This window comes from Demequina aestuarii (assembly GCF_000975095.1).
GTDB classification, from domain to species: Bacteria; Actinomycetota; Actinomycetes; order Actinomycetales; family Demequinaceae; genus Demequina; species Demequina aestuarii.
In genome coordinates this window covers 1,735,796-1,759,576 of sequence record NZ_BBRD01000001.1, presented here as the reverse complement: position 1 = coordinate 1,759,576, position 23,781 = coordinate 1,735,796, and the positions used below count along the sequence as shown (strand labels likewise).

Below are 23,781 nucleotides of genomic sequence, written 5' to 3'. Positions count from 1 at the left end.
CGAGGTCGCTACGAGGACGCGGTGAAGACGTCGCGCAGCTCGTCCCACCCGGCATCACGCACGAACACCGGTACGCGGTGGCGGGGCGTCGATGTTGCGATCACGGTCCCACCGCTCACCTTCTCGCCCGTCCACGCATCTCGCCACAGGCCTGGGGGAAGAAATACGTCCCACTCAGCGCCGGGTGCGAGCACGGGCGCGATGAGCAGGTCGTCGCCGAGCATCCACTGCAGCGGATGGCTCCACACGCGGTCATCGTCGTAATCGAAGAAGAGTGGACGCATGAGCGGGCGCGACGACTCGATAGTGAGACGCGCCTGCTTCTCCAGGTACGGCACGAGGCGCTCTCGCAGGTGCACGATCTCGCGTATCTCACCGATGACCTCGGTGTCGCCCGTGAGGTCGGCCATGTTCCACGGCGTGCGGTCACGTCTGGGCCGCCGATGGTGGTTGAACTCGGAGTGGTACTGCATGATCGGCACGAATGCGGACGCGGCGAAGGCGCGCACATAGAGCTCCGGGTCGGGGACCGGTCCAGAGAAGCCCGCGATGTCCCAGCCCCAGTACACGACACCGCTGGCTGCGGCCGACAGCCCCGCCACCATGGACCAACGGAACGCCTCCCAGGTCGAGTTCTCGTCGCCGGCCCAGAACAATCCATGTGCTTGCGAGCCAGTGAACCCGGCCCGGCTGAACGTCACGGGAGCCTTTCCCGCCGAACGCAGGAGGTCGCCGTACGACTTCGCATACGCGACGGGATAGGTGTTGTTTGCTTCGCCACCGTCGCGGCCGTCGAGATAGCGGAGGTCCGATCCCCACGCGTGTTCACCGCCGTCGGTCTTGAATCCGTCGACCCCCACCTCCTCGACCAGGTACCTGCGCTTCTCCGTCCACCAACGTGCTGCTTCGGCATCCGTCAGGTCTGGCATCAGTCCTAGGGGGAACCACCACCCGCGGTTGCGGTACGGGCGCAGGCCGCCGTCGGGCGCCACTTCCTCGATCAGGCGCCGCTCGCGAATCGCGGCGTCGGCATCGTGCCTTGCCTGACCGGACGGGTGGGGTCTCATCTTGATCAGCGGGATCTGCCAGAGCAGCACCTTGACGTCTGCGGCGTGCAACGTGTCGACCATGGCGACCGGATCCGGCCACGCACCCTCTGTCGGGAACGTGAAGTCTGCGAGCGTCAGGGGACCGCCATCCTCGCGGGGCGTGTATTCGGCGTCGCGAAACGCGGTGAACGACGACTCGTCGCTCCACGCCTCGATGACCACCGAGCCGATGGGGATGTCGTGATCTCGGTGGAGCGCGACTTGCCGTTCGATCTCCGCTTGCGTGTTCCACTCGTTACCGGATGCCCACAGTCGGAACACCCACGACGGGAGCTCCTCGGCGCGACCCACACGATCAAGAAATGCGCGCAGCACGGTGGTCGGCTTGCCGTCGAAGAGTGCGATCTCGAGAGCGGTGTCGCCCAGCAGCGCATCGGTCTCCGCCTCGATGGAGAGCAGGTCCGGCGTCGAGTCGCCCACGTCGAACCACACGCGCCTGGTGGTATCGACATGGAATCCCCAGCCCACGCCGCCCGCCACATGCGCGAACGGCATCGGCATATAGGTGCGCCGCTGCGCGCCCTGCGACTTGTACTGCTCGAACACCATGGAGTCGAGCGTGGTGCCGCGGTGGTCGAGGCGATCGAACCGCTCTCCGAAGCCCACCACGTGCTCGCCCTCGGCCAGCGGCAGGGAGCACCGCACCCGGCGCACTCGTCCGTCCGCGATGAGCGCGCTCACCTGAGTGACCGAGTGATGACCGGAGCCCGTGATGCGGACGGTGTCCGCGTCGACGCGGGTCCAGCGCGCCACGGGAGTCACGAACTGGCGGGTGCGTTGCTCGGCGCCGCGTGATCGGGCGATCAGACGGTACTCGATGCCGGTGGCATCAGTCGGGAGGTCCAGGTGGGCCTCCCAGCCGCCCGCACGGCGAGCCAGCTTCGCCTGAGCCGATGCCAGGTGGCCGCCATCGACGTCCTGCCCGCGCGATGACCGCGCGACCGGAGCGGCCGCCGTGCGCAGTACGTCTCCGGTCGTGTCTCCGCGTAGGCGCCACTCGACGTCGACCGCCTCGACGTCGGCACTGGTGCGGGCTCCGATGCGCACTCGTTCTCCCGCAACCGGAAGGATGGGAGAACGCTGTTCAGTGTCATCGGTGTAGGGATGGCCTGACCCGAGCGGGCGGTGTCGAATGCTCATCGAGACACCTCCGAGCGAAGCCGCAGATACATGGCGTGAGACCACAACAGAGGAGTGGCGACCGGCCCCCAGCGGTCGATCCATTCCTGCTCGAAGTCGGGTGCGAGCAAGTGATCAGGAACCTGCTCGGGCAACGACGAGCCATCCCGCACGGTGCCGGCCGCCCAGGCAAGGTAGGCACGTGCCGCGGAGTGGTCTCCCATTGCGGCGTGCGCGAGTCCTGCGAAGCAGGAGAGGAGCGGCCATTGACCGCCGCCGAAGAACGTATCGCCCAGGTACCGGTGCATCCCGCCATCCACGGCAAGCTCAGACTCGATCCGGGTCAGGGTCTGCGATGTCAGCGCGGAGTCTGGTGGGAGGTACCCCATCGGAGCGATGAGGGCGAGCAGGCTCGCATCCACGGCGCTGGAACCGAGCCACTTGGTGAGATGACCGGACGTGACGCCCTCCGCGGAGATCAGCATCCGGATCTCTCGCGCCACGGCCTCCGCTCGGTCCGCACGGTCCGAGTCCAGGATCTCCATGGCGATGGCTGCTTCGAGGCCAGCCCCGACACAGCCGAGCGTCGACACGTGGCGGTGCTCCGTGTGTTCCTCCCACCAGTCGAAGCACGGACGGTCCCATGTCGCAGTGAGATAGTCGACGGTGAGCATGACTGCATCCGCGAGGGAGTCAGGAAGGCGCCCGTGGCGACGCGCGTGAGCTTCGAGAGCCCACAGCCAGGTGCCGTAGCCGTCGAGCTGGAAGTCCCACCAGTCGTCTGAGCCGTGCGAACCGTCGAGAAGGAACCGGGTCGGCAGCATCTGGCTGTCGTCCAAGGGCTGCCCCAGCGCCCTGGCGGCGGCGACTCTCGAGATCTGGTCACGGTGGTCGAGCACGACGCTCGAGCACCACTCGAAGAAGCGATCGGCGGAGCTGGGGTCCCCTGCGGCGGACATGCCGTCCGCGATGAACGAGCCGTCGCGGAACCAGCAGTATCCGGCGTAGGCCGAGAACGTCGGGCTCGCCGGGTAGGCGCCCGAGGGGTGTTGCAGGGATGAGATCAAGGCGAGCGAGGCGTCGGCGAGCGCGTCTCCGCTCGCAGCGGCAGCCGTGGTCATGGTCACTCTCGTTTCTGGGCGGGTAGTGTCGATCGGGCCTGGTGGCGGCGAGTTCTGGACGTCGCCACCAGGCCCTTGCAATGGACGGAATCAGCCGATGAGGCCGTTGACTGCTTCGGCCGCCGCGTCGAGGGCTTCCTCGACCGTGATGCGGCCTGCTGCGGCTTCTGTCAGCTGTTCGCCCATGACCTCTTCCATGCGGGCCTGCTCCTCGCCGATCACGGGGGGCAGTGCGATCGCGTCGAGGGAGTCGAAGACTGCCTGCCGATTGGCCGGCTCAGGCTGGTCCAAGTAGGCGGCCAGTTGAGATTCATCCGAGATGGGCGGCAGCTCCCAGCCGGCGTCAAGGCGGACATCGACCATGGTCGGGGAGCTCGAGAGGTAGGCCGCGAAGGCCTGTGCCGCGGCTTGGTTCTCGGACGTCGCAGACACGCCGAGTGCGTTCGAGAACACCGCGGACGCGTTCTGCGCCTGACCGGGCTCGACCGCGATGTCCCATGCGAAGTCACTGTCGGCTGCGGCTCCGAACATCCAGATGCCGCTGTGCCACATCGCGAGCTTGCCGTCAGCCCAGAGACCGGTATCGAAGTCGGGCGTGCCGGCCCCTTGCTCGGGCGAAGGCATGACCGTCCCGGACTTGTCCACGAGCCACTGTGCGGCCGCGATGCCTTCGGGCGAGTTGAACGCGACGGATGCACCGTCATCGTCGAGGAACTGACCGCCCGCCTGCACGAGAGCCTTGTAGAACTCGTAATACGAGATGGGCTGGTAATCGCCCCACACGCCCGCGTCGATGTCGGTCAGGGCCTCGGCCGCGGCCTGTTCGTCCTCCCATGTCCATTCCGCCGTGGGGTAGTCGAGGCCGGCCGTGTCGAAGAGGTCCTTGTTGAAGTACAGGACGACGGTGGAGAACGAGGAGGGCAGCGCATAGGCCGTGCCATCGGTGGTGTACGCGTCCGCGACATCGCCGCGGTACACCGACAGGTCGACCCCCTCGAGAGGCGCCAGTACGCCGTTGGCCTGGAATCCGGCGTACGACGAGTACTCGATGTCGAACACATCCGCGGCGGTGCCCCCAGCGAGGTCTGTCTGGAGAGCAGTGCCGTAGTCCTCGTAGGGGAACGTCGTCACATCGACCGTGATGTTCGGGTTCTCCGCCTCGAACGCATCGATGATGGCCGCGAGGTTCTCCTCATTGCCTCCGTTCGAGACGAAGTTCGAGTAGGTGATGGTGACGGGCTCGTCGCTCGCCGTGGTGGGGCCGTCTGTCGTCTCGCCCTCCGGCGTCGAGGAGCAGGCGGTCATGGCCAGGAGTCCGGCGACGATGCCGGCACCTGCGGTGACTGTCTTGCGCATGAGTGGTGTCCTTCGGTTTTTGGGTTTTCCCGGGTTCACTTGAGCCCCGAGCCTGCAACGCCCTGAACGACCTGCTTCTGGGCGACGATGTAGATGAGCAGCATGGGAATGATGGAGATGACGGAGCCCGCCATCATCACGTCCCATTGGGTCGTGAACTGCCCTTGGAGTTGCGCGAGCGCGACGGGAAGCGTCTTGAACTCGTCGGACCGCAGGATGATCAGAGGCCACAAGAAGCTGTTCCAGCTGCTCATGAAGGAGAAGATCGCGAACGTCGCAAGTGCCGGCTTGATCAGTGGAAGCACGACGCTGCGGAAGATGCGGAGGTGGCCGGCCCCGTCGAGGGTCGCGGCCTCGTCGAAGTCCCGCGGCACCACTGCCATCGCCTGGCGAAGAAGGAATACGCCGAAGGCGCTCGCGATGGACGGCACGATCACACCCGCGTACGTGTCGACCAGGCCGAGCGCGCGCATCTCGACGAACAGCGGCACGATCAGCACCTGCATCGGGATCATCATGGTCGCGAGGTAGACGGCGAACATGACCGAGCGGCCGGGGAAGCGCAGTCGCGTGAACGCGTACGCAGCGAGGGCGCTCGTGCTGACTTGAGCAACGGTGACGATCACCGCGATTCCGACTGAGTTGGCGACGACCCGCGCGAAGTTCGTCGAGGAGAAGAGGGTCCGATAGGCGTCCAGGGTCGGGTTCTCAGGGATGAGGCTGGGCGACGACGTGAGGCCTGCCCCGGACGACACCGAGGTGATGACGCTCCACACGAACGGGAAGACCATGGCCACCGCGCCGATCACGAGCACGGCCGTCAGGGTGTGACGCTTGACGTTCCTAGGCATAGTTGACCCACCTCCGCTCACCGCGGATCTGGATCATGGTGACGATGAGCACGACGAGGAACAGGATCATGGACAGCGCCGAGGCGAGGCCGGCGTCGCCGAATCGGAAGGTGAGGTCGTAGATGCGTTGGACAACGACCTCGGAGGAGCCTGCCGGACCACCGCCGGTCATGGCGTACACCTGGTCGAACACCTGGAAGCCGTTGATGAGCGTGATGATGATTACGAAGAAGATCGATGGGGTCAGGAGTGGGAGCGTGATCGATCGCAGGCGCCTCCATGGCGATGCACCATCGAGCGTTGCTGCCTCATTGACTTGTTCTGGTATCGCCTGAAGCCCGGCGAGCAGGAGGACCATGACGAACCCGAGGTCCTTCCACGCGCTCGCGATGATGATGGACGGCATCGACCACGTGGGATCGGTCCACCATCCAGGACCGTCGACGCCGAACCACGCCAGGACCTGATTGACGACGCCCACTTCCGGGTTGAGCAGCCAGCGCCACAGGATCGCGACGGCGACCCAACTCGTGACCACGGGCAGGAAGTACATGCCTCGCAACAGGTTGCGACCTTTCATCGCACGGTTGAGGCCGAGTGCGAGTGCCAGCCCACCGCAGAAGACGAGGGGGAGGGTGCCGCCGATGTAGTAGAGGGTGTGGGTGAACGCTGCGAGCGTCTCGGGGTCTCGGACCAAGGCGACGTAGTTGTCCACGCCGACCCACTGCATGGGCGTGATGAGGTTCCAGTCGTGGAGGCTTGCCCACGCCGCCTGTGCCATCGGGTATAGGACGAACGCGGTGAGAGGAATCGCCGACGGTGCCAGGAACGCGTAGGCGATCAGCGCTTCGCGCCTGCGCCGCGCTCGTGGAGTGCTCCCCGTGCGCCGCCGTGGCTCTCGGCGGGCAGCTGCCTCGATGCTGGTCGCCGCGCTCACGCCGAGGCCTCCGTGTCCCGCACCTCGGTGAGGCGTGTGCGGATTCGCTCTCCCTGCTCGCCGGAGACGCCCGTGGCATCGAACGGAGTGCCGAGCACCAAGCACGCGGCGCCCTGAGCCCAGCGATCGTCCTGCCATGCTTCGACCGCGACCTCGACGCCGCGCTTTCGCGGGATGAGCGCGGCCCGGAACGACGGCTCGAAGCCGCGCGACCAGTGCCGCCACGAGCTTGCGCCCTCGCCAAGGACGACGACGATCTGGGGGTCGAGCGTGTTCACCACACCGGCGATCGCTCTCCCCAGGAGCTTGCCTGCTGCAGTGAAGACCCCTTGAGCGTCATGATCTCCTCCATCGGCCAGAGCGGTCACGTCGGCAAGAGTGCCGCCGATGACGATGCCCCGAGCAGTCGCCTCACGCATCAGGCCGGCCTGTCCGATCAGGGCCTCCAGACAACCGGCAGCGCCGCATTGGCACAGCGGACCGTTCTCGACCACAGGGATGTGGCCGATCTCGCCGGCGTTGCCGGTGTGCCCACGCACGATCGCGCCGTTGGCGACGATGCCAGCGCCGATGCCTGAGCCGATCGTGACGACAAGGAAGTCCTCGTGGCCCCGCCCCACGCCATAGAGCGCTTCGGCGAGCGCCAGGGCGCTGACGTTGTTGTCGATGAGCACTGGTAGCCCGGTGGCGGAGCGCAAGGCCGAGCCGAGGGGGACCTGGTTCCATTGAAGTTGAGTCGAGTCCACCAGGTCTTCGCTCTGCCCCAAGACCGATCCGGGGAGGCCGACGCCGATGCCGAGCAGCTGGGAGTGATCGCCTTCGCCGATGAACCCCGTCGTGATGTCGACCAGGCTGCGAAGGGCAAGGCGGTCAGTGGCGTCGAAGCCCGCAGTGGACGTTCGCGTCACCACCCCGTCGATCCCCACCTCGACGAGGGTGAGGTGGTCGGGAGCGATCTTCAGTCCAATCGCGCCTATGGCGTTGGAGGCCAGTCCCAACTGACGCGCAGGGCGCCCGCCACGGGACGGCTGGTGCTCGAGTTCGTTCAGGAGACCGTCCGCGAGAAGGTCTCGGGTCAGCTTGGTGAGAAGGGCCGGGGACAGGTCAAGCGCACGAGCGAGGTCGGCTCGGGATGCGGGGCCGCGGGCCCCCAGGTGAGCGAGGATCGCGGCGCGATTGGCATCGGTGCGCATGGCGGCCATCTCCATAGTTGACTCCTTTGTTTACTACTAAAGATACTCTAGAACGAAGCGTGGCGATCGGTCAACCCCGTCGGTGCGCGCGGGCTCGATCGGCGAGGTGTTGATTCCGGGGGCCCGGAACGGGCGCGGGGCGCCCGGCGCGCCGGATGCGCGCATCGGCCGTCTGTGGCCATGATGGTCCGGTGAGCAGCGAGGACCTCGAGAACTATGAAACCGACGCCGAGCTGGCGCTGTACCGCGAGTACCGCGATGTGGTGGGCCTGTTCCAGTACGTCGTCGAGACGGAGCGACGCTTCTACCTGTGCAACAAGGTGGACCTGCAGGTGCGCGCGTCTGGGGGTGACGTCTACTTCGAGGTGACCATGACCGATGCGTGGGTGTGGGACGTCTACCGCTCGGCGCGGCTCGTGCGCAACGTGCGCGTGGTGACCTTCAAGGACGTCAACATCGAGGAACTGTCGACGGACGACGGTGCGATCCCCGACATTCGGCACCTGCGCCCGCGCTAGCGCCACTTGACAGTTCGTTGCACACTCTGCAAATATGCAGACTATGCAACGGATGGAACATGAGGGCGCCCGCGCGCCCGATGGCGCATCGGTCGCAAAGCCCGAGGGCCTGCGCGAGCGCAAGCGGCGCGAGACGCGCGAGGCCACACGGCGAGCCGCGATCGCGCTCGGCCTCGAGCATGGGTGGGATGCCGTCACGGTCGAGATGATCTGCGACGCCGCGGGGATCTCACCGCGCACCTTCTACAACTACTTCCCGAGCCGCGAGGCCGCGGTGCTGGGCGAGGGCAAGCCCATGCCGAACGAGTCCCAGGTCGCGGCGTTCGTCGCCGCCAGGGGGGTCTCCGACGTCGAGGCGTTCGCCGTCATGATGGCTGAGGTCTGGACGGCGGCCGAGCCTGATCGCGAGCTGTTCCGCCAGCGCCGCACGCTGCTCGACGCCACGCCGGAGCTCGCCGCGGCGAACATGATGCGCATCACCGAGGCCAGGGCCCAGTACGCGGGGATCGTCCGTCAGCGCCTCGACGCGACCCGTCCAAGTCTCGGGGATGCGGACGCCGAGATTGAGGCCGCCATGGCCGTGTCGATCGCCATGGGCGCGTTGCAGGTGATGGCCCGCGGCTGGCTCGCCGGCGATGGCGAGGCCCCGCTCGCCTCCCTCATCCATGACTACTTCCCCCGCGTGCGGCGCCTCACCCAGGCGCCGTCCGCGTAACGCACACCGCCCGACCGGCGGTACGACAGACGAGGAAATGACTGTGTCCCACCCCACGCCTACCCGAGACCAGGTGGCGGCGGAGACGCCCGACCGGCGCCAACTGCTGCTGATGTTCATCGGCCTGATGACCGCGATGCTGCTCGCGGCGCTCTATCAGACCATCTTCGCGACGGCCCTGCCCACGATCGTCGGCGAGCTCGACGGCGTGGATCGCATGCTCTGGGTGACGACCGCCTACATCCTGGCGGCGACCGTCACCATGCCCATCTACGGCAAGCTCGGCGACCTCTACGGCCGCAAAGGGCTGTTCATCACGGCGATCGGGCTGTTCTTGGCCGGCTCCGTCGTGGGTGGATTGGCGCAGGACATGGACTCCCTGATCGTCGGTCGCGTGATCCAGGGGCTCGGCGGCGGCGGGCTGTTCGTGCTCGCGCAGGCGATCATCGCCGACGTCGTGCCGGCGCGCGAGCGAGGCCGCTACATGGGCGTGATGGGCGGCGTGTTCGCATTCGCGACATTGGCGGGGCCGCTGCTCGGCGGCTGGTTCACCGAGTCCGTCGGCTGGCGCTGGGTGATGTGGTTCAATCTCCCGCTCGGCGCACTCGCCATCGCCTCTGCGGTGCTCTTTCTGAAGATCCCTGCACGGCCCCGGGCGGGACGCAAGATCGACGTAGGCGGGATGGTCCTGCTCGCGATCGCGTCCACGTCGTTGGTGCTGATGACGAGCTTTGGCGGGCACCAGTACGCGTGGGGCTCGCCTCAGATCATCGGTCTCATCGCGCTCACTGTGCTCGCCGCGGTGGCCTTCGTGATGGTCGAGCGCCGCGCGAGCGAGCCGGTGATTCCGCTCTCGCTCTTTCGCCGCCGCAACTTCGTGCTGCCCACGGCTGCCGGCCTGCTGGTGGGCGTCGGCATGTTCGGCACCGTCGGGTACATGCCCACGTATCTGCAGATGGTCGCCGGCGTGAGCGCCACCACGGCGGGGCTGCTCATGGCGCCCATGATGGGCGCGATGCTCATCACCTCCATCACGGCCGGACGGGCGGTGACGCGCACCGGTCGCTACAAGATCCTGCCGATCGTGGGGTCGGTCTTCATCGGCGCGGGCCTGTACCTGCTGTCGACGCTGACCGCGGACGGTGCCCTGTGGCACGTGTGCGCGTACCTTGCCGTCCTCGGCACCGGGCTGGGGCTGTCGATGCAGATCCTCGTGCTCGTGGTGCAGAACACCTTCCCGGTGTCGATGGTGGGGACGGCGACCGCGTCCAACAACTACTTCCGGCAGATCGGTGCGTCGCTCGGCACCGCGATCGTGGGCGCCCTGTTCACGGAGCGCCTGGTGCGACTGCTCGCCGACCGGCTGCCCGGGGGCGGAGGAGGGCTCGACGGCGGGACCAACTCGCTCACTCCCGCGCTCGTCCAGCAGTTGCCCGACGCCGTGAGCGACGTGATCGTGGGCGCATACAACGACGCCCTCACGCCGGTCTTCCTGCTGATGGTGCCGCTGTCGCTGGTCTCGTTCGTGCTGCTGCTCTTCGTCAAGGAGGCGCCGCTGGCGACCCGGATCGAGCGCGAGATCGATCGAGACGCGCCCGTGCCCGCCGAAGCCTCCGCGGGCCCGGCCAACCGCGACCCTGCGCTCGTGCGCTCCCGCCCCTCGACGTAAGGCATCGGCGCTTCTTCTCGCGCCGTCGCGCATCCCGCAATCGGCCCAGCGCACCCGCGGGGCCTGCGGGCGGGCAAGGTGCAAAGAAACTGTTGCAAAGATATCTTTGCATCGCTATCGTGGCGGCCATGACCACTCCTCAGCGTCGGCTCGACGCCGCCGCACTCAAGGGACTCGCGCACCCGCTGCGCGTCGACATCCTCGACAGTCTGACGATGGCCGGACCCGCCACCGCCTCGCTGCTCGCGGACCGGCTGGGGGAGTCCTCGGGCGCCACCAGTTACCACCTGCGCCAGCTCGCGCGGCACGGCTTCGTCGAAGAGGACCCCGAGCGCGGCACGGGGCGAGAGCGGTGGTGGCGCATGGTTCCTGGCGGCCTGACCCTCGCGGCGACCGACATGCGTGAGGACCGCGCGGCGATGGACTCCACCATCCTGGTCGCGCGCCAGTTCGCGGACCAGCGCGCGCGGCACGTCGACACGTTCCTGCGCCGCGGCGAGGCGGAGCTGGGACCCGAATGGGTCGACTCGTCGATGCTGATCTCCGCGAGCGTGCGGATGACGGCGCAGGAGCTGGATCAGTTGACCGACGCGGTCGAGGCGTTCGTGTCCGAGCGGCTCACGCCCTTCCGAGACCGCGAGGACCCGCCAGAGGCCAGGGTCGTCGCGCTCCACGTGAACGCCTTTCCGGTGGTGGGCGTGGACGGGGCGGGAGCATGAGCGCCGCCGCGACCCGCGCTCCTTTGAAGGGGTCGTCGAAGGAAGCCGCGCTCGGCAAGGACTTCGGCAAGCTTTGGGGCGCGGCCATCGGCTCCAATCTGTCGGACGGCATCGCGCGGCTCGCGATCCCGCTGGCGGCCGTCGCGCTCACCACCGACCCGATCGCGATCGCCGTGTTGACGGCCCTCGCGTACGTCCCCTGGCTGATCTTCGGTGTGCCGTCCGGGATGATCGTCGACCGCGTGGACCGGCGGCACGCGATGGCAGCGGCCTCCGTGGTGCGCGTGGTCGCGGCCGCCGGCGTGGCGCTCGTGATTGCCGCGGATCAGATCACGCTGTGGGTGCTCGCCGCCGCGGTGCTGGTGTTCGGCCTGGGCGAGACCCTGTTCGACAACGCCACCAACGCGGTGCTGCCGTCCCTGGTGCGTCGCCGCGGACTCGACAAGGCCAACGGCCGCATCCAGGCCGCCCAGGTGGGTGTCGACATGTTCGTGGCCCAGCCCGTCTCGGGCGTGCTGTTCTCGCTGGCGATCGTGCTGCCCATGGTCGTCAGCGGGGCCGGCTACCTGATCGCGGGCGCCCTGGTGCTGATGCTGCCGGCGACGGCGGCCCGGGCGGGGCGCAGCGAACCGCGGGCGGCCGATGCGGGGGAGGGTGGGGAGCCAGGTGACACGCCAGCGCCGGTCCCGCTGCGCGCGGCGCTCGGCTTCCTCTGGCGGCACCGGTACCTGCGGTCGATGGTGCTGGTCACCTCGCTGGTGGGCGGGTTCCTCGCGTTCGCGCAGGCGATCACTGTTCTGCTGTTCGTCGATCGCTACGGCGTGACCGCCGAGCTCGTGGGCGTCGTCACCGCGGGCATCGGGCTCGGCGGCGTGGCGGGCGCGCTGACGGCCGGTCGCGTGCTGGCCCGACTGGGCCGCGGCAGGACGATGCTGTCAGCGGCGATCGCCGGTGGCGTGGGACTCGTGGGAGTGGGGCTCGCCCCGAACGCGTGGGTTGCCGTCCTGGCGTACTCGGCGAGCGCGTATGGGGTCGCGATGTGGAACGTGCCGTGGGGATCGCTGCGGCAGGCGATCATCCCCGGGCACATGCTGGGCCGCGTGCTCGGCGCCGCGCGCACCGTCACGTGGGGCCTCATGCCGGTGGCGACGATGCTGGGCGGCTGGGTCGCGCGCGTCGACCTGCAGCTGCCGTACCTCATCGGTGGTGCGGGCACGGTGCTGGTGTCGCTGTTCGCCTCGCGGCTGCTCCTCAGCGCCGACGCGCACATGCCGGCTGACGACGCGGATGACACGCACGAAGCGCAGACTGTCTCCGGCACCGAGCCTGTCGACGGCGCACCTCCCGCCGGGGCGGGAGTCACGGTGCCCCAGGCTCCGCGACGGTCGTAGTGACGCGATCGCCGTCCCCAGCGGCCGCGATACTCGACTGATCCCCACCCCGCCCAGGGCCCCCGCGCATCGGCCGGGCCCCTGCGCCTCGGCTCGATCAGGTGCGGGAAGTCGAGTGATCGGCCGGTCGCGGGCCATCGTGCTGGCGGGGCTACACCCCCACGTGGTGGACGTCGAGGGTGATCTGTGCTGCATCAACAAGGGTCGGTGCTGCTGTGACTGCAACAGGTTGTGCCCGGGCGGTTGCGGCCTCGCGGCACAGCATGTGTTCAGTTCGTTGGGAGGACGAGGGCGGCAATAACCGCTGCCACCACACTCGCGGTGACCCCCAAGAAGAAGTTCGGCAGGGGGCGGCTTGCCCAAGGCGCAGGTGGGATCTGGACTTCGTGTTGCAGTCGCAGTTCCGCGGCGTCGCGTGCCTCCACGAGGCCCCGCGCGGCGTGAGTATCGTTGTGATACGCCAAGCCGTTCTCCCACCGAGCGTGAACGGCGCCAACAGCAGTCTCGTACTCTGCAGCCGTGTTCTTCAGTCGCTGGATCCGAGACTCGGCGGAGCGGGTCTCTTCCGGGTAGGTTCCGGGCTCTTCCGCTTTCGCGGCGGCCTTCCGCCGCTTCTCTGCGTGGTTGCGCAGACCGTCGATCACGACTCCGAATCCGGAAGCGAGTGCGACTGCGATGACGAGGGTGAGAAACCAATCCATGGCGGCATTCTGCCAGCGCAGTCAAGCACGGTGCTCTCGATGGGTCTCACTGGTTACATGCGACTAGTCGTGTCAGGCCGCGCATGCGCGTTCTGTCAGAGCGTGTCGTCACGAGAATAGAGCGCGCCCGATGAGTGGGATCAGGTTTGTTGCTGCGACACCCGCGAAGAAGCTTCCTACGGCGAGTCTGATCTGAAAGCCCGATCAGCGAGCCGTGCGTTTGCCTGCTCCTGCTTGAGGTCCTCCGTGATCTCTCTGCGCATCATCTCGCGCAGGCCACGCAAGTGTTCTTCCTTAAGTTCAGCGAGCGCGGTCGCGCTCTCGGCACGCGCAGTTGCTTCGTCACCTTCCTTCTTCGCGGCCCACGTCGCCGCGGTCTGCAGGTCGAATGACCGCTTCAGATCGCGGTTCAGCGTGTCGAGTTCAGAACTGAGTGCGCTGACGCGGTTGACCTTTGCCGTGATGCTCTGCGCATCGAGCGCCTCATCCGACCGCCTTTCAAGGTACGCGATCACGCCACGCTCAAGCTTCTCGCGCCGATGCGCGCGTTCTCGGCGTCGAAGGGGTATCAGCGATAGGGCTGAGAAAGCACCGGTCAGCACACCGGTGCGTCTTCAGGAACGTCGGCATCCATGGGGGAGAAGTCCGTGGTCTGCCAGTGTTCAGTGGAGACGCCATGTGTGTCGTTCTCCATCCGAACCGCCAGCATGCCGTCGTCGCTCCGGATCAGATCGACGAGAAGCGACATTCGCGAGTTCTACTCGCTTTCGCTCGTGACTTCCTCGTTGGTAGGGAGCGAAGCCGCCGCTCCGAGAAGTCGGAGCGCACTTCGTTCGAACACTTCCTTGTTGTGCCTCAGAAGAAGAACCTGGTCAGGTGATGCATTGTGGCGTTCCTCTTGCCCTGTGATCTGCTCGCGCTATTCGAGGGCTGCCACCGCGTCGCTCTTCCGGCCCGGCGCGCACGCGGTACTGCTCGCCGGGATGCGTCCGGAAGCACTCTGCGCCCTCCGCGACGGCCTGGTCGTATTCGGCGATCGCGGGGGCCCGTCCGGCGGGGGGCGGGCTCCCGCGATCGCCGTCCCCAGCGGCCGCAATACTCGACTGATCCCCACCCCGCCCAGGGCCCCCGCGCATCGGCCGGACGAACCCGCCACCGTGGTCCGCGGAGGTGGGACATGGCGGCGAAGGATGCGGTGGGCCGGCACGGGGAACAGGTGGTGGCGCGCAGGCTCGAGGAGGACGGCTGGGAGGTGCTCGCGCGCAACTGGCGCGTGGCCCGCGGCGAGATCGACATCGTGGCGGTCGATGGGCACGCGGTGGTCGCGGTCGAGGTCAAGACACGGCGCACCGACGCCTGCGGGTCGCCTCTCGAGGCGGTGACGCCCGCGAAGGTGGCTCGCCTGCGCGCACTGCTGGCGGCGTGGTTGCGGCAGCAGGACCGCACGTTCTCTGACGCACGCATCGACGTGGTCGCGGTGACGCTTCCCGCGGCGGGTGCCGCTCGGCTCGACCACGTGCGGGGCGTCGAGTGATCGGCCGCTCCAGGGCCATCGTGCTGGCGGGCCTCCATGGGCACGTGGTCGACGTCGAGGCGCACATCGGGTCGAGCCTGCCCGCCTTCACCATCGTCGGCCTTCCCGATGCCTCCCTCACCGAGGCGCGCGACCGGGTGCGCGCCGCGGTCGCCAGCTCGGGGCTGTCGTGGCCCCAGCGGCGGATCACCGTGAACCTGTCGCCGGCGTCCTTGCCCAAGCGCGGGTCGGCCACCGATCTCGCCATCGCCGTGGCCGTGCTCGCGGCCGCCGGGATGATCGACCCCGCGCGGGCCGGGGCGGGGGCGCACCTCGGCGAACTCGGGCTCGACGGCAGGGTGCGGCCCATTGCAGGGGTGCTGCCAGCGGTGGCTGCGGCCGTCGATGCAGGCATGGCATCGGTCGCGGTGCCGTGGGCGAACGCCGACGAGGCCAGGCTGGTGCCGGGGGCCGACGTCCGCCCGGTCGCGTCCCTCGCCGAACTCGCCCGTGCCTACGGGAGCGCCGATGCGGTGGCGACGGCCAGCGATCCCGTCCCCGCGCCAGCAGCGCCGGCCCAGGCCGAGTCCCAGGCGGACCTGAGCGACGTCAGGGGTCAGGGGGAGGCGCGCTGGGCCCTGGAGGTCGCCGCCGCAGGCGGTCATCACCTGCTCATGACCGGGCCACCGGGTGCGGGCAAGACCATGCTCGCGTGCCGGCTGCCCGGAGTGCTCCCTCCGCTCGCGGACGCCGATGCCGTGGCCGCGACCTCGATTCACTCCCTGTCCGGCTCGCTCGACGTCTCCGGCGGCCTGATGCGTCGCGCGCCGTTCGAGGCACCGCACCACTCGGCGTCGGCGGCGGCGATCGTGGGCGGGGGCAGCGGGCTCGCACGGCCCGGCGCGATCTCCCGTGCTCACGCCGGTGTGCTCTTCTTGGACGAGGCGCCCGAGTTCCCGGCCCGCGTGCTCCAGACACTGCGCCAGCCGCTCGAGAGCGGTGAGATCGTGCTCCACCGGGCCAGCGGTGCGACACGCTACCCGGCCCGGTTCCAGCTGGTGCTCGCCGCGAACCCGTGCCCGTGCGGCCATTTCTACGGTGACGGCGATCGCTGCACGTGCAGCGCGATCAACCGGCGGCGGTACTTCGGCCGGCTCTCCGGCCCGCTGCTCGACCGCGTCGACATTCAAGTCGACGTGCATCCGGTGCGACGCGGAGCTGACCACCAGGGCGAGAACTCGGCGCAGGTGGCCGCACGGGTGGCGCGGGCCCGAGAGAAGGCCGGCGCCCGGCTCTCCGCTCATGGCTGGACGCTCAACTCCCAGGCCTCCGGCGCCTGGCTCCGCCGCCACACCTCACCGCGCGCGGTGACGCCGGTGTGGAGGGCGCTCGACAGGGGAGTGCTGTCCGCGCGGGGCGCCGACCGGGCACTGCGGCTGGCGTGGACGCTCGCGGATCTGCGCGAGGCGGACGAGCCAGGGGAGGACGACGTGGCTCAGGCGATGACGCTGCGTTCGCGGGGGCCGGCCGCATGAGCGCCGATGCGTGGATCGAGTGGAGTGCGCTCGCTGAGCCCGCGGACGACGCCGCTGGCTGGCTTGTCTCCACGCTCGGCCCGGATGCCGCACGGGAATGGGTGGACGTCGCGGCGCGTGACGTGGTGGAGGCCACGATCATGCTCGCGGGCAGCGCGCCGGAGCGGACCATCACCGATGTGGTGCGTGCGAGCGAGAGGTGGGCGCGACGGCGGGAAGGGGCACAGGCCGCCGCCCTGCGCGAACGCGCCCAACGATGTGGCGCTCGCGTGGTCGTGCGCGACGACCCTGAGTGGCCCGTCGCTGTCGACTCTCTCGGTCAAGGCGCGCCCTTCGCGCTCTGGGTGCGAGGGGTCGAGCCCCTGGGTGGACTGTTCTTGCGATCGGTGGCGATCGTGGGAGCGAGGTCGTCGACGTCCTACGGCGATCACGTCGCGAGCACGATCGCCGCGCACGCAGCCGATCACGGGTGGAGCGTGGTGTCGGGCGGCGCCTACGGAATCGATGCGGCCGCTCACCGCGGCGCGCTCGCCGCCGGAGGCCGCACCCTCGCCGTCATGGCAGGAGGCGTGGACCGCCTGTATCCGGCCGGCAACAGCGACCTCCTGGCGCGAGTCCTCGACCAGGGGGCGGTGATGAGCGAGGTGCCGCCCGGATGGGCACCGCATCGATCGCGATTCCTCACTCGCAACCGCCTCATCGCGTGCGCGAGCGCCACCGTGGTCGTCGAGGCCGCGCGGCGCTCCGGTGCGCTCAGCACCGCGAACCGCGCTGCGGAGCTGGCGCGCCCCGTGGCGGCCGTCCCCGGGCCGGTGACCAGCGCGGCGTCAGCCGGATGCCACACGCTGGTGCGCGACGGGGTGGCGGTGCTGGTGACCGGGGGAGCGGACCTCGTGGAGCTGGCCGGACCCATTGACCTGCACGGCGGCGACGCTGAGAACGGCGCGGCAGCCGACGACACCGGCGGGACGCCCGAGTTCGCGGCTCCGGCGGACCGCGCCGTCTTCGACGCTCTCGGACGCCGGGCGAGGGACCTCGACGCGCTCGCCACCACCGCGGGCCTCACGCTGGCGGAAGCGAGAGCCGCCCTCGGCCGTCTCGAGCTTGCGGGAGCAGTGGTCCGGGACCGGCACCGCTGGCGACGGAAGCCGGATCCACGGGCGAAACGTTTCGCCACCAGGTAGCGCGCGCAGCGAGCGCAAAATCATGACAAAACAGGACAAAGACGGCGTGAGTGATGAGATTGATGTGACGAATGTGACAAGAGGGGTTGATATGACTGGTGTGACGGTGCCACAGTGACTGCATGCCGACCAGGGGTGCGAGGGGACGGACCGGGCTGATCGCCCTGTTCGAGGGCTACCTGCGCCATCAGCGAGGCCTCTCCGAGAACACGGTGCGCGCCTACCGCGGCGATCTGTCCCACCTCGCGGCCTTCGTGACGCACGGAGCTGTGACGCACGGAGACGTGGCGCCCTCAGCGCCCGACGACGATCACGACGACGACGGTGACGACGCGCTGGATATCGACTCCGCGCTCGAGACGGTGGAGCTGCAGGATCTGCGCGCGTGGCTCGCGATGATGGCCGGCGCGGGACTCAGCCGCACGACCCTCGCGCGACGGGGCGCCTCCGTGCGCGCCTTCTATGCGTGGGCCCACAAGAACGACCATGTGGATCACAACCCGGCCCTGCGGCTCGCGTCCGCACGCGCCGCATCGACCCTCCCAGCCGTGATGAGCCCCGCAGACGTGATGACGCTGCTGAGCGTCGCCCAGACCCGGTGCGACGACGGCGACGCGATGCACCTGCGCGACTGGGCCGCGGCCGAGCTGCTGTATGCGACCGGGATGCGCGTGGGCGAACTGGCCTCCGTGGACCTGGCCGACGTCGACCTCGACGAGCGGCTCGTGCGCGTGGTGGGCAAGGGAAACAAAGAGCGCGTGGTGCCGTTCGGGGTCCCGGCCGCCCGTGCCATGCGCGCATGGATCTCCGATGGCCGACCGGCGCTGGTGAGTGCTGAGACCGATGCTGCGTTGTTCCTCGGACGCCGTGGTGGCCGCGCCGGCCAACGTCAGATCCGCGAGGCGATTCACGCGCTGTGCCGCGCAGCAGGGGTTCCGGAGATCGCTCCGCATGCCCTGCGACACAGTGCGGCCACGCACCTGCTCACCGGCGGTTCCGACCTTCGCTCGGTCCAAGAGGTGCTGGGCCACGCAAGCCTGAACACGACCCAGCGATACACCCACGTGTCCGCAGAACGCCTGCGCGCCACCTACCAACTCGCGCACCCGCGCGCCTAGGAGAGCCATGTCGAGCTTGAACGCTGTGGGGACTCACGCGACGGAGGACGCGATGCGCGACGCCCCCGAGCGTCCCGACGCATGCACGGTCGCGACGTGGTGGGAGGACCTGCGCTGCGAGGACGAGGCGATCCGCCTCGAGGCGCGAGATGCGCTCATCACGCACCACGCCCCGCTGGTGACGCAGGTGGCATCGCGGATGATCGGCCGCCTGCCGGACACCGTCGAACTGGCTGACCTCGTGTCCTACGGCATGTTCGGCCTGATCGACGCCGTCGCCAAGTTCGAGCCCGCTCGCGGCTACAAGTTCGAGACGTATGCGGCGCAGCGAGTGCGAGGCGCCATCATCGACGAGCTCCGCGCAGCGGATTGGGTGCCACGCTCCGTGCGCTCCAAGGCCCGCACCGTCGAGCAGGCGACTCGTGCGCTCGAGCAGACGCTGATGCGGCCCGTCACGGATGAGGATGTCGCCGACCACCTGGGCTGGCATACCGCAGAGGTGCGCACCGTCCGAGCGCAGGTCGCGCTGTCGCACGTGGCGGCCCTCGACGGCATGGTGTCGGGTGGCGAGACCCAGGCCATCGACTCCGCGCTCGCGCACTCGGCGCCCGAGGCCTCCATGTCGTTCGAGGCTCGCGAGACGCGGGCGCTGCTGGCGACGGCCGTCCAGGGCGTGCGCGACCGCGAGCAGCAGGTGCTGCACCTGTACTACTTCGAGAACCTGACCCTCGCGCAGATCGGTCAGATCCTCGGGGTGACGGAGTCGCGCGTCTCCCAGATCCATTCCGGAGCGGTGAAGAAGCTCCGAGAGTCGCTGCTGCGCACCGGGGCCTTCGTCTGAACGACTGCGCCGATCGCGGAAGGAGTCGCACCCGGCCATACCCCTCGAGCACGTCGAGAGGGTCGATGTAGGCGCCGTCCACCCGGACGCCCCAATGCACGCACGCCACGGGGGCGCAGTGCCCGCTCGCCTCGCCGACGGTGCCGAGCACCGCACCGCGGCCCACGCGATCGCCCACTGCCACCGCCGCATCGACCGGCTCGAGGCTGGTCAGCGCCCCATCGTCGTGCCTGACGGTGACCACGCCGCGATTCACCACCCAGCCGACGAACGCGACCACCCCCGCCGCAGGCGACGCCACCGGCGCACCGACCTCGGCGGCGAGGTCCACGCCGCGATGGCCGGCGATCCACGGCTCCGGCGGGATCCGTGCGAGCGCGACGGCGCGCATGGGCTCGACGGGAGCCCGGTAGGGAGCGGCCGGCACCCACGGCGTGCTCGCGGCCGGAGCGCCAGACCACGCGAGCCCGATCACGAGCGCCGCCACCAGGGCGACTGACCACCTCGACACTCGTCTCATGGGTTCATCTCACCGATGCGCTGCGCACGGAAGGGCTCGGTGCCGTGCCGTCGGTGGAGGGAGCAGTCGGCATCGGGACGGGGGACGCGGGCGTCAGGGGACCGACGTCGGGTATGCCGCCTGCGCCCCGGTCGGGTATCATCGCCAGTGCATCCGGCATGCCCGGATGACATCGCGTGCCATTCGCGCCGCCCACCGGTTCACCGGCAGGGAGCGCGCCGGGAAGGCGAGGTCCGAGCCCAGCTCGGTGCCGACCCGCGTTGGCGCTAGGGATTCGACCCAGATGGGTCGCATCGTCAACCGAACACGCGGGGTCCTCCGACCCCGCACACGAACATGCACGCCTCGCGCGTGCGGAACAGGACGAACCATGGCCGTCGTGACCATGCGACAGCTGCTCGACTCCGGTGTGCACTTCGGACACCAGACCAGCCGCTGGAACCCCAAGATGAAGCGCTTCATCTTCACCGAGCGCAACGGCATCTACATCATCGACCTGCAGCAGTCGCTCGCGATGATCGACTCCGCCTACGAGTTCGTGCGCGACACCGTCGCTCACGGCGGCACGGTGCTGTTCGTCGGCACCAAGCGCCAGGCGCAGGAGCAGATCGCCGAGCAGGCCAAGCGCGTGGGCATGCCCTTCGTGAACGAGCGCTGGCTGGGCGGAATGCTCACCAACTTCCAGACCGTGAGCAAGCGCGTCTCGCGCCTCAAGGAGCTCGAAGAGATCGACTTCGACGACGTCGCCGGCTCGGGCCGCACCAAGAAGGAACTTCTGGGGATGCGCCGCGAGAAGGACAAGCTGGACAAGACCCTCGGCGGCATCCGCGACATGGCCAAGACGCCGTCCGTCGTGTGGATCGTCGACACCAACAAGGAGCACCTTGCCGTCGACGAGGCGCGCAAGCTCGGCATCCCCGTGGTGGGCATCCTCGACTCCAACTGCGACCCGGACCAGGTCGCCTACGGCATCCCGGGCAACGACGACGCCATCCGTGCGGTGGGCCTGCTCACCCGTGTGATTGCCGATGCGGTGGCCGAGGGCGTGCGCATCCGTCACACCCCCAAGGGTGACGAGGCGGAGGCTGAGGGCGCTGCCGAGCCGCTGGCCGAGTGGGAGCAGGAGCTTCTGGGCGGCGACAAGGACGAGGCGAAGGCCGAGAAGTCGGACGCGAAGGCCGACGCTGACGAGGCGAAGCCCGACGAGGCGGAGGCGAAGGCTGACGACGCCCAGACCACCGAGGACGCCGCTCCCGAGGCAGACGCCACGGACGAGAAGTCTGACGAGGCCGCTGCTGAGGAGCCCGCCGCGAAGAAGGCGCCGGCCAAGAAGGCTGCGCCCAAGAAGCCGGCCGCCAAGAAGACCGCCGATGCGGACGAGGCCAAGGCCGATGAGCCTGCCGCCGAGACCGCCGACGAGAAGTAAGGAAACCCTATGGCGAACTACACCGTTGCTGACATCCAGGCGCTCCGTGAGCGCACGGGTGCGGGCATGCTCGACGTCAAGAAGGCGCTCGACGAGGCTGAGGGCGACCTCGACAAGGCCGTGGACATTCTGCGCGTGAAGGGCCTCAAGGGCGTCACCAAGCGCGAGGGCCGGTCGGCCTCCGAGGGCCTCGTCGCCGCATCCATCCAGGAGGTGGACGGCGGCCAGGTGGGCACGCTCATCGAGCTCAACTCCGAGACCGACTTCGTGGCGAAGAACGACAAGTTCGTGGCGCTTGCGCAGACCGTGCTCGACGCGGTCGTCGCATCGGGCTCGGACTCGGCCGAGGTCGCACTCGCCTCGCAGGTCAATGGCACGTCCCTTCAGGACGTCATCGACGCCGAGGCCGGCATCCTGGGCGAGAAGATCGTCCTGCGCCGTGTCGCCCGCATCGAGGCCCCGGTCGTGACCGAGTACCTCCACCGCACGAACAAGGACCTTCCCGCCCAGGTGGGCGTCCTGGTGGGCTCCGACTCGAAGGCCGGCGACGTCGCTCGCGACATCGCGATGCACATCGCGGCGTACTCGCCGTCCTACCTCGTGCGCGAGGACGTGCCTGAGGAGACCGTCGCCAACGAGCGCCGCGTCGCCGAGGAGACGGCCAAGGCAGAGGGAAAGCCCGAAGGCGCCCTGCCGAAGATCGTCGAGGGCCGCCTCAACGGGTTCTTCAAGGAGAACACCCTGGTGGACCAGGCATTCGCGAAGGACCCGAAGACCACGGTCGGCAAGGTCATCGAGGCCGCTGGCGGCCAGGTGACCGGCTTCGCACGCTTCCGCGTGGGAGCGTAGTCTTCCCGTCAGGAGACTCGACCACACAGCACGACGCGCCGCGACCCTAGGAGGCCCCGATGTCCGAGCCCACCACCGTGAGACCGGACACCGCGGACTCTGGAAGGGCGCGGCGCGTTCTGCTGAAGCTGTCAGGTGAGATGTTCGGCGGCGGGTCCGTCGGGCTCGACGCCGACGTCATCAACCGCATCGCGGGTGAGATCGCTGCCGCCGTCAAGGAGGGCGTGCAGGTCTGCATCGTCGTGGGCGGTGGAAACTTCTTCCGCGGCGCGGACCTCTCGGAGCGCGGCATGGAGCGCGCACGCGCCGACTACATGGGCATGCTGGGCACCGTGATGAACGCCCTCGCCCTCCAGGACTTCCTGGAGCAGGCCGGCGTCGCCACGAGGGTCCAGACGGCCATCACCATGGGCCAGGTCGCCGAGCCGTATATTCCGCTGCGCGCCGTCCGGCACATGGAGAAGGGCCGCGTCGTGATCTTCGGCGCGGGAGCGGGCATGCCCTACTTCTCGACCGACACCGTGTCCCTGCAGCGCGCCCTCGAGGTCGGCTGCACCGAGGTGTTGATGGGCAAGAACGGGGTCGACGGCGTCTATACCGCCGATCCACGCAAGGATGCGAGCGCCACTCGCCTCGACCACGTCACCTACAGGGACGCGCTCAAGCAGGGACTCGACGTCATGGACGCCGCCGCCTTCTCGCTCGCGAAGGACAACGCCATGCCGATGGTGGTGTTCGGACTCGAGGAGCCCGGAAATGTGACTCGCGCGCTCCTGGGTGAGAGAATCGGCACGCTGGTCACGGCCTGAGCCGTGCAGACAAGGGAGCACACGTGATTGACGACATCCTTCTCGAGGCCGAGGAAAACATGGACAACGCCGTTGCGGTGGCGAAGGACAACTTCGCAGGAATCCGCAGCGGCCAGGCGTCGGCGTCGATGTTCGCGAACATCACCGTCGACTACTACGGCGCGCCCACCCCGCTGCAGCAGCTGGCATCGATCACGGTGCCCGAGGCGCGGATGGTGCTGATCGCGCCGTACGACGCCTCCGCCAAGAAGGAGATCGACTCCGCCCTGCGCAAGTCGGACCTGGGGGTCAACCCCTCCGACGACGGCACCGTGCTGCGCATTCAGATGCCGCAGCTCACCGAGGAGCGCCGTCGCGACTACGTCAAGCTCGCCAAGAGCAAGGCCGAGGATGCTCGGGTGACGGTGAGGAACATGCGCCGCAAGGCGAAGGACCTCATCGACGCCGCGGTCAAGGACGGCGACGTGGGCGAGGACGAGGGTTCGCGCGCAGAGAAGGAGCTCGACGGCCTCACCAAGCGGCACGTCGACGCGATCGACGCTCTGCTCGCGCACAAGGAGAGCGAGCTGCTCGAGGTCTAGCCTCGC

General features: G+C 68.7%; 24 protein-coding genes and 1 pseudogene. 15 read left to right on the top strand and 10 right to left on the bottom strand.

All coding sequences use genetic code 11. The features are described 5' to 3' along the window. Positions 1–8: 8 nt before the first annotated feature. The 6 genes from AOP72_RS08270 to AOP72_RS08245 all read right to left on the bottom strand — a co-directional run bounded on the left by AOP72_RS08270 (position 9) and on the right by AOP72_RS08245 (position 7,701). Positions 9–2,249, bottom strand: a complete 2,241-nt coding sequence (locus tag AOP72_RS08270) for a glycoside hydrolase family 31 protein (protein WP_062134886.1) — start codon at positions 2,247–2,249, stop codon at positions 9–11. Beyond that, positions 2,246–3,349: a glycoside hydrolase family 15 protein gene (locus AOP72_RS08265; RefSeq protein ID WP_062134883.1), complete on the bottom strand. Its 1,104-nt coding sequence runs from the start codon at positions 3,347–3,349 to the stop codon at positions 2,246–2,248. Before AOP72_RS08265 ends, AOP72_RS08270 begins: the two co-directional genes overlap by 4 nt. A 90-nt stretch (positions 3,350–3,439) precedes the next feature. Further along, on the bottom strand, positions 3,440–4,705 hold the full coding sequence (locus AOP72_RS08260) for an ABC transporter substrate-binding protein (protein ID WP_062134880.1): 1,266 nt from the start codon (positions 4,703–4,705) through the stop codon (positions 3,440–3,442). Positions 4,706–4,740: 35 nt separating this feature from the next. Further along, a complete protein-coding gene (locus AOP72_RS08255) occupies positions 4,741–5,556 on the bottom strand; it encodes a carbohydrate ABC transporter permease (protein WP_062134877.1) in 816 nt (271 codons plus the stop codon). Beyond that, a complete protein-coding gene (locus tag AOP72_RS08250; protein WP_193746427.1) occupies positions 5,549–6,493 on the bottom strand; it encodes a carbohydrate ABC transporter permease in 945 nt (314 codons plus the stop codon). Before AOP72_RS08250 ends, AOP72_RS08255 begins: the two co-directional genes overlap by 8 nt. Continuing rightward, positions 6,490–7,701 (bottom strand): ROK family transcriptional regulator, encoded by a 1,212-nt coding sequence (locus AOP72_RS08245; protein ID WP_062134874.1) that lies wholly within the window; start codon positions 7,699–7,701, stop codon positions 6,490–6,492. Before AOP72_RS08245 ends, AOP72_RS08250 begins: the two co-directional genes overlap by 4 nt. Before the next feature lie 176 nt (positions 7,702–7,877). On the opposite strand from AOP72_RS08245, the gene AOP72_RS08240 reads away from it, so the two are divergent. From AOP72_RS08240 to AOP72_RS08220, 5 genes are all read left to right on the top strand, one after another. Beyond that, positions 7,878–8,204 carry a DUF2469 domain-containing protein gene (locus AOP72_RS08240; protein ID WP_062134871.1) on the top strand — a complete coding sequence of 109 codons (327 nt, stop codon included), beginning with the start codon at positions 7,878–7,880 and terminating at the stop codon, positions 8,202–8,204. A gap of 52 nt (positions 8,205–8,256) precedes the next feature. Continuing rightward, positions 8,257–8,919, top strand: coding sequence for a TetR family transcriptional regulator (locus AOP72_RS08235; RefSeq protein WP_193746390.1), 663 nt, complete (start codon positions 8,257–8,259; stop codon positions 8,917–8,919). Between the two features lie 37 nt (positions 8,920–8,956). Next, positions 8,957–10,588: an MDR family MFS transporter gene (locus tag AOP72_RS08230; protein ID WP_062134865.1), complete on the top strand. Its 1,632-nt coding sequence runs from the start codon at positions 8,957–8,959 to the stop codon at positions 10,586–10,588. Between the two features lie 128 nt (positions 10,589–10,716). Further along, positions 10,717–11,307 (top strand): ArsR/SmtB family transcription factor, encoded by a 591-nt coding sequence (locus AOP72_RS08225; RefSeq protein WP_062134862.1) that lies wholly within the window; start codon positions 10,717–10,719, stop codon positions 11,305–11,307. Then, on the top strand, positions 11,304–12,698 hold the full coding sequence (locus tag AOP72_RS08220; RefSeq protein ID WP_084631574.1) for an MFS transporter: 1,395 nt from the start codon (positions 11,304–11,306) through the stop codon (positions 12,696–12,698). The genes AOP72_RS08225 and AOP72_RS08220 overlap by 4 nt, the downstream gene beginning before the upstream one ends. Before the next feature lie 269 nt (positions 12,699–12,967). Here the strand turns inward: AOP72_RS08220 and AOP72_RS08215 are convergent, their stop codons facing one another. The 3 genes from AOP72_RS08215 to AOP72_RS13610 form a co-directional block, all read right to left on the bottom strand. Then, on the bottom strand, positions 12,968–13,399 hold the full coding sequence (locus AOP72_RS08215) for a hypothetical protein (protein WP_062134859.1): 432 nt from the start codon (positions 13,397–13,399) through the stop codon (positions 12,968–12,970). A gap of 176 nt (positions 13,400–13,575) precedes the next feature. Next, positions 13,576–14,001 carry a hypothetical protein gene (locus tag AOP72_RS08210; protein ID WP_193746389.1) on the bottom strand — a complete coding sequence of 142 codons (426 nt, stop codon included), beginning with the start codon at positions 13,999–14,001 and terminating at the stop codon, positions 13,576–13,578. Then, positions 13,995–14,147 carry a hypothetical protein gene (locus tag AOP72_RS13610; protein WP_193746388.1) on the bottom strand — a complete coding sequence of 51 codons (153 nt, stop codon included), beginning with the start codon at positions 14,145–14,147 and terminating at the stop codon, positions 13,995–13,997. The genes AOP72_RS08210 and AOP72_RS13610 overlap by 7 nt, the downstream gene beginning before the upstream one ends. A gap of 429 nt (positions 14,148–14,576) precedes the next feature. On the opposite strand from AOP72_RS13610, the gene AOP72_RS08205 reads away from it, so the two are divergent. The 5 genes from AOP72_RS08205 (at position 14,577) to AOP72_RS08185 (ending at position 19,590) form a co-directional block, all read left to right on the top strand. Beyond that, on the top strand, positions 14,577–14,933 hold the full coding sequence (locus AOP72_RS08205) for a YraN family protein (protein ID WP_062134853.1): 357 nt from the start codon (positions 14,577–14,579) through the stop codon (positions 14,931–14,933). Then, complete coding sequence (locus AOP72_RS08200; protein ID WP_062134850.1) at positions 14,930–16,447, top strand: YifB family Mg chelatase-like AAA ATPase; 1,518 nt, start codon at positions 14,930–14,932, stop codon at positions 16,445–16,447. The genes AOP72_RS08205 and AOP72_RS08200 overlap by 4 nt, the downstream gene beginning before the upstream one ends. After that, positions 16,444–17,631, top strand: a complete 1,188-nt coding sequence (gene dprA, locus AOP72_RS08195; protein ID WP_062134847.1) for a DNA-processing protein DprA — start codon at positions 16,444–16,446, stop codon at positions 17,629–17,631. Before AOP72_RS08200 ends, dprA begins: the two co-directional genes overlap by 4 nt. A 122-nt stretch (positions 17,632–17,753) precedes the next feature. Continuing rightward, positions 17,754–18,749, top strand: a complete 996-nt coding sequence (locus tag AOP72_RS08190; RefSeq protein ID WP_062134835.1) for a tyrosine recombinase XerC — start codon at positions 17,754–17,756, stop codon at positions 18,747–18,749. 7 nt (positions 18,750–18,756) lie between these two features. Beyond that, positions 18,757–19,590, top strand: coding sequence for a sigma-70 family RNA polymerase sigma factor (locus tag AOP72_RS08185; RefSeq protein ID WP_084631571.1), 834 nt, complete (start codon positions 18,757–18,759; stop codon positions 19,588–19,590). Positions 19,591–19,708: 118 nt separating this feature from the next. On the opposite strand, the pseudogene AOP72_RS13830 reads toward AOP72_RS08185, so the two are convergent. Further along, positions 19,709–19,891, bottom strand: a pseudogene (locus tag AOP72_RS13830) (peptidoglycan DD-metalloendopeptidase family protein); the annotation flags it as partial. Here AOP72_RS13830 and AOP72_RS13825 point away from each other — a divergent pair. From AOP72_RS13825 to frr, 5 genes are all read left to right on the top strand, one after another. Next, complete coding sequence (locus AOP72_RS13825; protein WP_238581643.1) at positions 19,827–20,003, top strand: hypothetical protein; 177 nt, start codon at positions 19,827–19,829, stop codon at positions 20,001–20,003. The pseudogene AOP72_RS13830 and the gene AOP72_RS13825 overlap by 65 nt on opposite strands. 477 nt (positions 20,004–20,480) lie before the next feature. Then, positions 20,481–21,536, top strand: a complete 1,056-nt coding sequence (gene rpsB / locus AOP72_RS08175) for a 30S ribosomal protein S2 (protein ID WP_062134830.1) — start codon at positions 20,481–20,483, stop codon at positions 21,534–21,536. Between the two features lie 9 nt (positions 21,537–21,545). Continuing rightward, entirely contained in the window at positions 21,546–22,385 is an 840-nt protein-coding gene (tsf, locus tag AOP72_RS08170; protein WP_062134828.1) for a translation elongation factor Ts, read from the top strand. A gap of 59 nt (positions 22,386–22,444) precedes the next feature. Beyond that, positions 22,445–23,194 (top strand): UMP kinase, encoded by a 750-nt coding sequence (pyrH, locus tag AOP72_RS08165; RefSeq protein WP_062134826.1) that lies wholly within the window; start codon positions 22,445–22,447, stop codon positions 23,192–23,194. A gap of 23 nt (positions 23,195–23,217) precedes the next feature. After that, complete coding sequence (frr, locus tag AOP72_RS08160; protein ID WP_062134825.1) at positions 23,218–23,775, top strand: ribosome recycling factor; 558 nt, start codon at positions 23,218–23,220, stop codon at positions 23,773–23,775. Positions 23,776–23,781: the final 6 nt, after the last annotated feature.

Excerpts from the sequence above, each read along its gene's own strand:
- AOP72_RS08235 (WP_193746390.1), top strand. The coding sequence starts at position 8,257 with ATGGAACATGAGGGCGCCCGCGCGCCCGATGGCGCATCGGTCGCAAAG.
- pyrH (WP_062134826.1), top strand. The coding sequence starts at position 22,445 with ATGTCCGAGCCCACCACCGTGAGACCGGACACCGCGGACTCTGGAAGG.
- AOP72_RS08215 (WP_062134859.1), bottom strand. The coding sequence starts at position 13,399 with ATGGATTGGTTTCTCACCCTCGTCATCGCAGTCGCACTCGCTTCCGGA.
- AOP72_RS08265 (WP_062134883.1), bottom strand. The coding sequence starts at position 3,349 with ATGACCACGGCTGCCGCTGCGAGCGGAGACGCGCTCGCCGACGCCTCG.
- AOP72_RS08190 (WP_062134835.1), top strand. The coding sequence starts at position 17,754 with ATGCCGACCAGGGGTGCGAGGGGACGGACCGGGCTGATCGCCCTGTTC.
- rpsB (WP_062134830.1), top strand. The coding sequence starts at position 20,481 with ATGGCCGTCGTGACCATGCGACAGCTGCTCGACTCCGGTGTGCACTTC.
- AOP72_RS08270 (WP_062134886.1), bottom strand. The coding sequence starts at position 2,249 with ATGAGCATTCGACACCGCCCGCTCGGGTCAGGCCATCCCTACACCGAT.
- AOP72_RS08205 (WP_062134853.1), top strand. The coding sequence starts at position 14,577 with ATGGCGGCGAAGGATGCGGTGGGCCGGCACGGGGAACAGGTGGTGGCG.
- AOP72_RS13610 (WP_193746388.1), bottom strand. The coding sequence starts at position 14,147 with ATGTCGCTTCTCGTCGATCTGATCCGGAGCGACGACGGCATGCTGGCG.
- AOP72_RS08260 (WP_062134880.1), bottom strand. The coding sequence starts at position 4,705 with ATGCGCAAGACAGTCACCGCAGGTGCCGGCATCGTCGCCGGACTCCTG.
- AOP72_RS08230 (WP_062134865.1), top strand. The coding sequence starts at position 8,957 with ATGACTGTGTCCCACCCCACGCCTACCCGAGACCAGGTGGCGGCGGAG.
- tsf (WP_062134828.1), top strand. The coding sequence starts at position 21,546 with ATGGCGAACTACACCGTTGCTGACATCCAGGCGCTCCGTGAGCGCACG.
- AOP72_RS08185 (WP_084631571.1), top strand. The coding sequence starts at position 18,757 with ATGTCGAGCTTGAACGCTGTGGGGACTCACGCGACGGAGGACGCGATG.
- dprA (WP_062134847.1), top strand. The coding sequence starts at position 16,444 with ATGAGCGCCGATGCGTGGATCGAGTGGAGTGCGCTCGCTGAGCCCGCG.
- AOP72_RS08220 (WP_084631574.1), top strand. The coding sequence starts at position 11,304 with ATGAGCGCCGCCGCGACCCGCGCTCCTTTGAAGGGGTCGTCGAAGGAA.
- AOP72_RS08245 (WP_062134874.1), bottom strand. The coding sequence starts at position 7,701 with ATGGAGATGGCCGCCATGCGCACCGATGCCAATCGCGCCGCGATCCTC.
- AOP72_RS08255 (WP_062134877.1), bottom strand. The coding sequence starts at position 5,556 with ATGCCTAGGAACGTCAAGCGTCACACCCTGACGGCCGTGCTCGTGATC.
- AOP72_RS08225 (WP_062134862.1), top strand. The coding sequence starts at position 10,717 with ATGACCACTCCTCAGCGTCGGCTCGACGCCGCCGCACTCAAGGGACTC.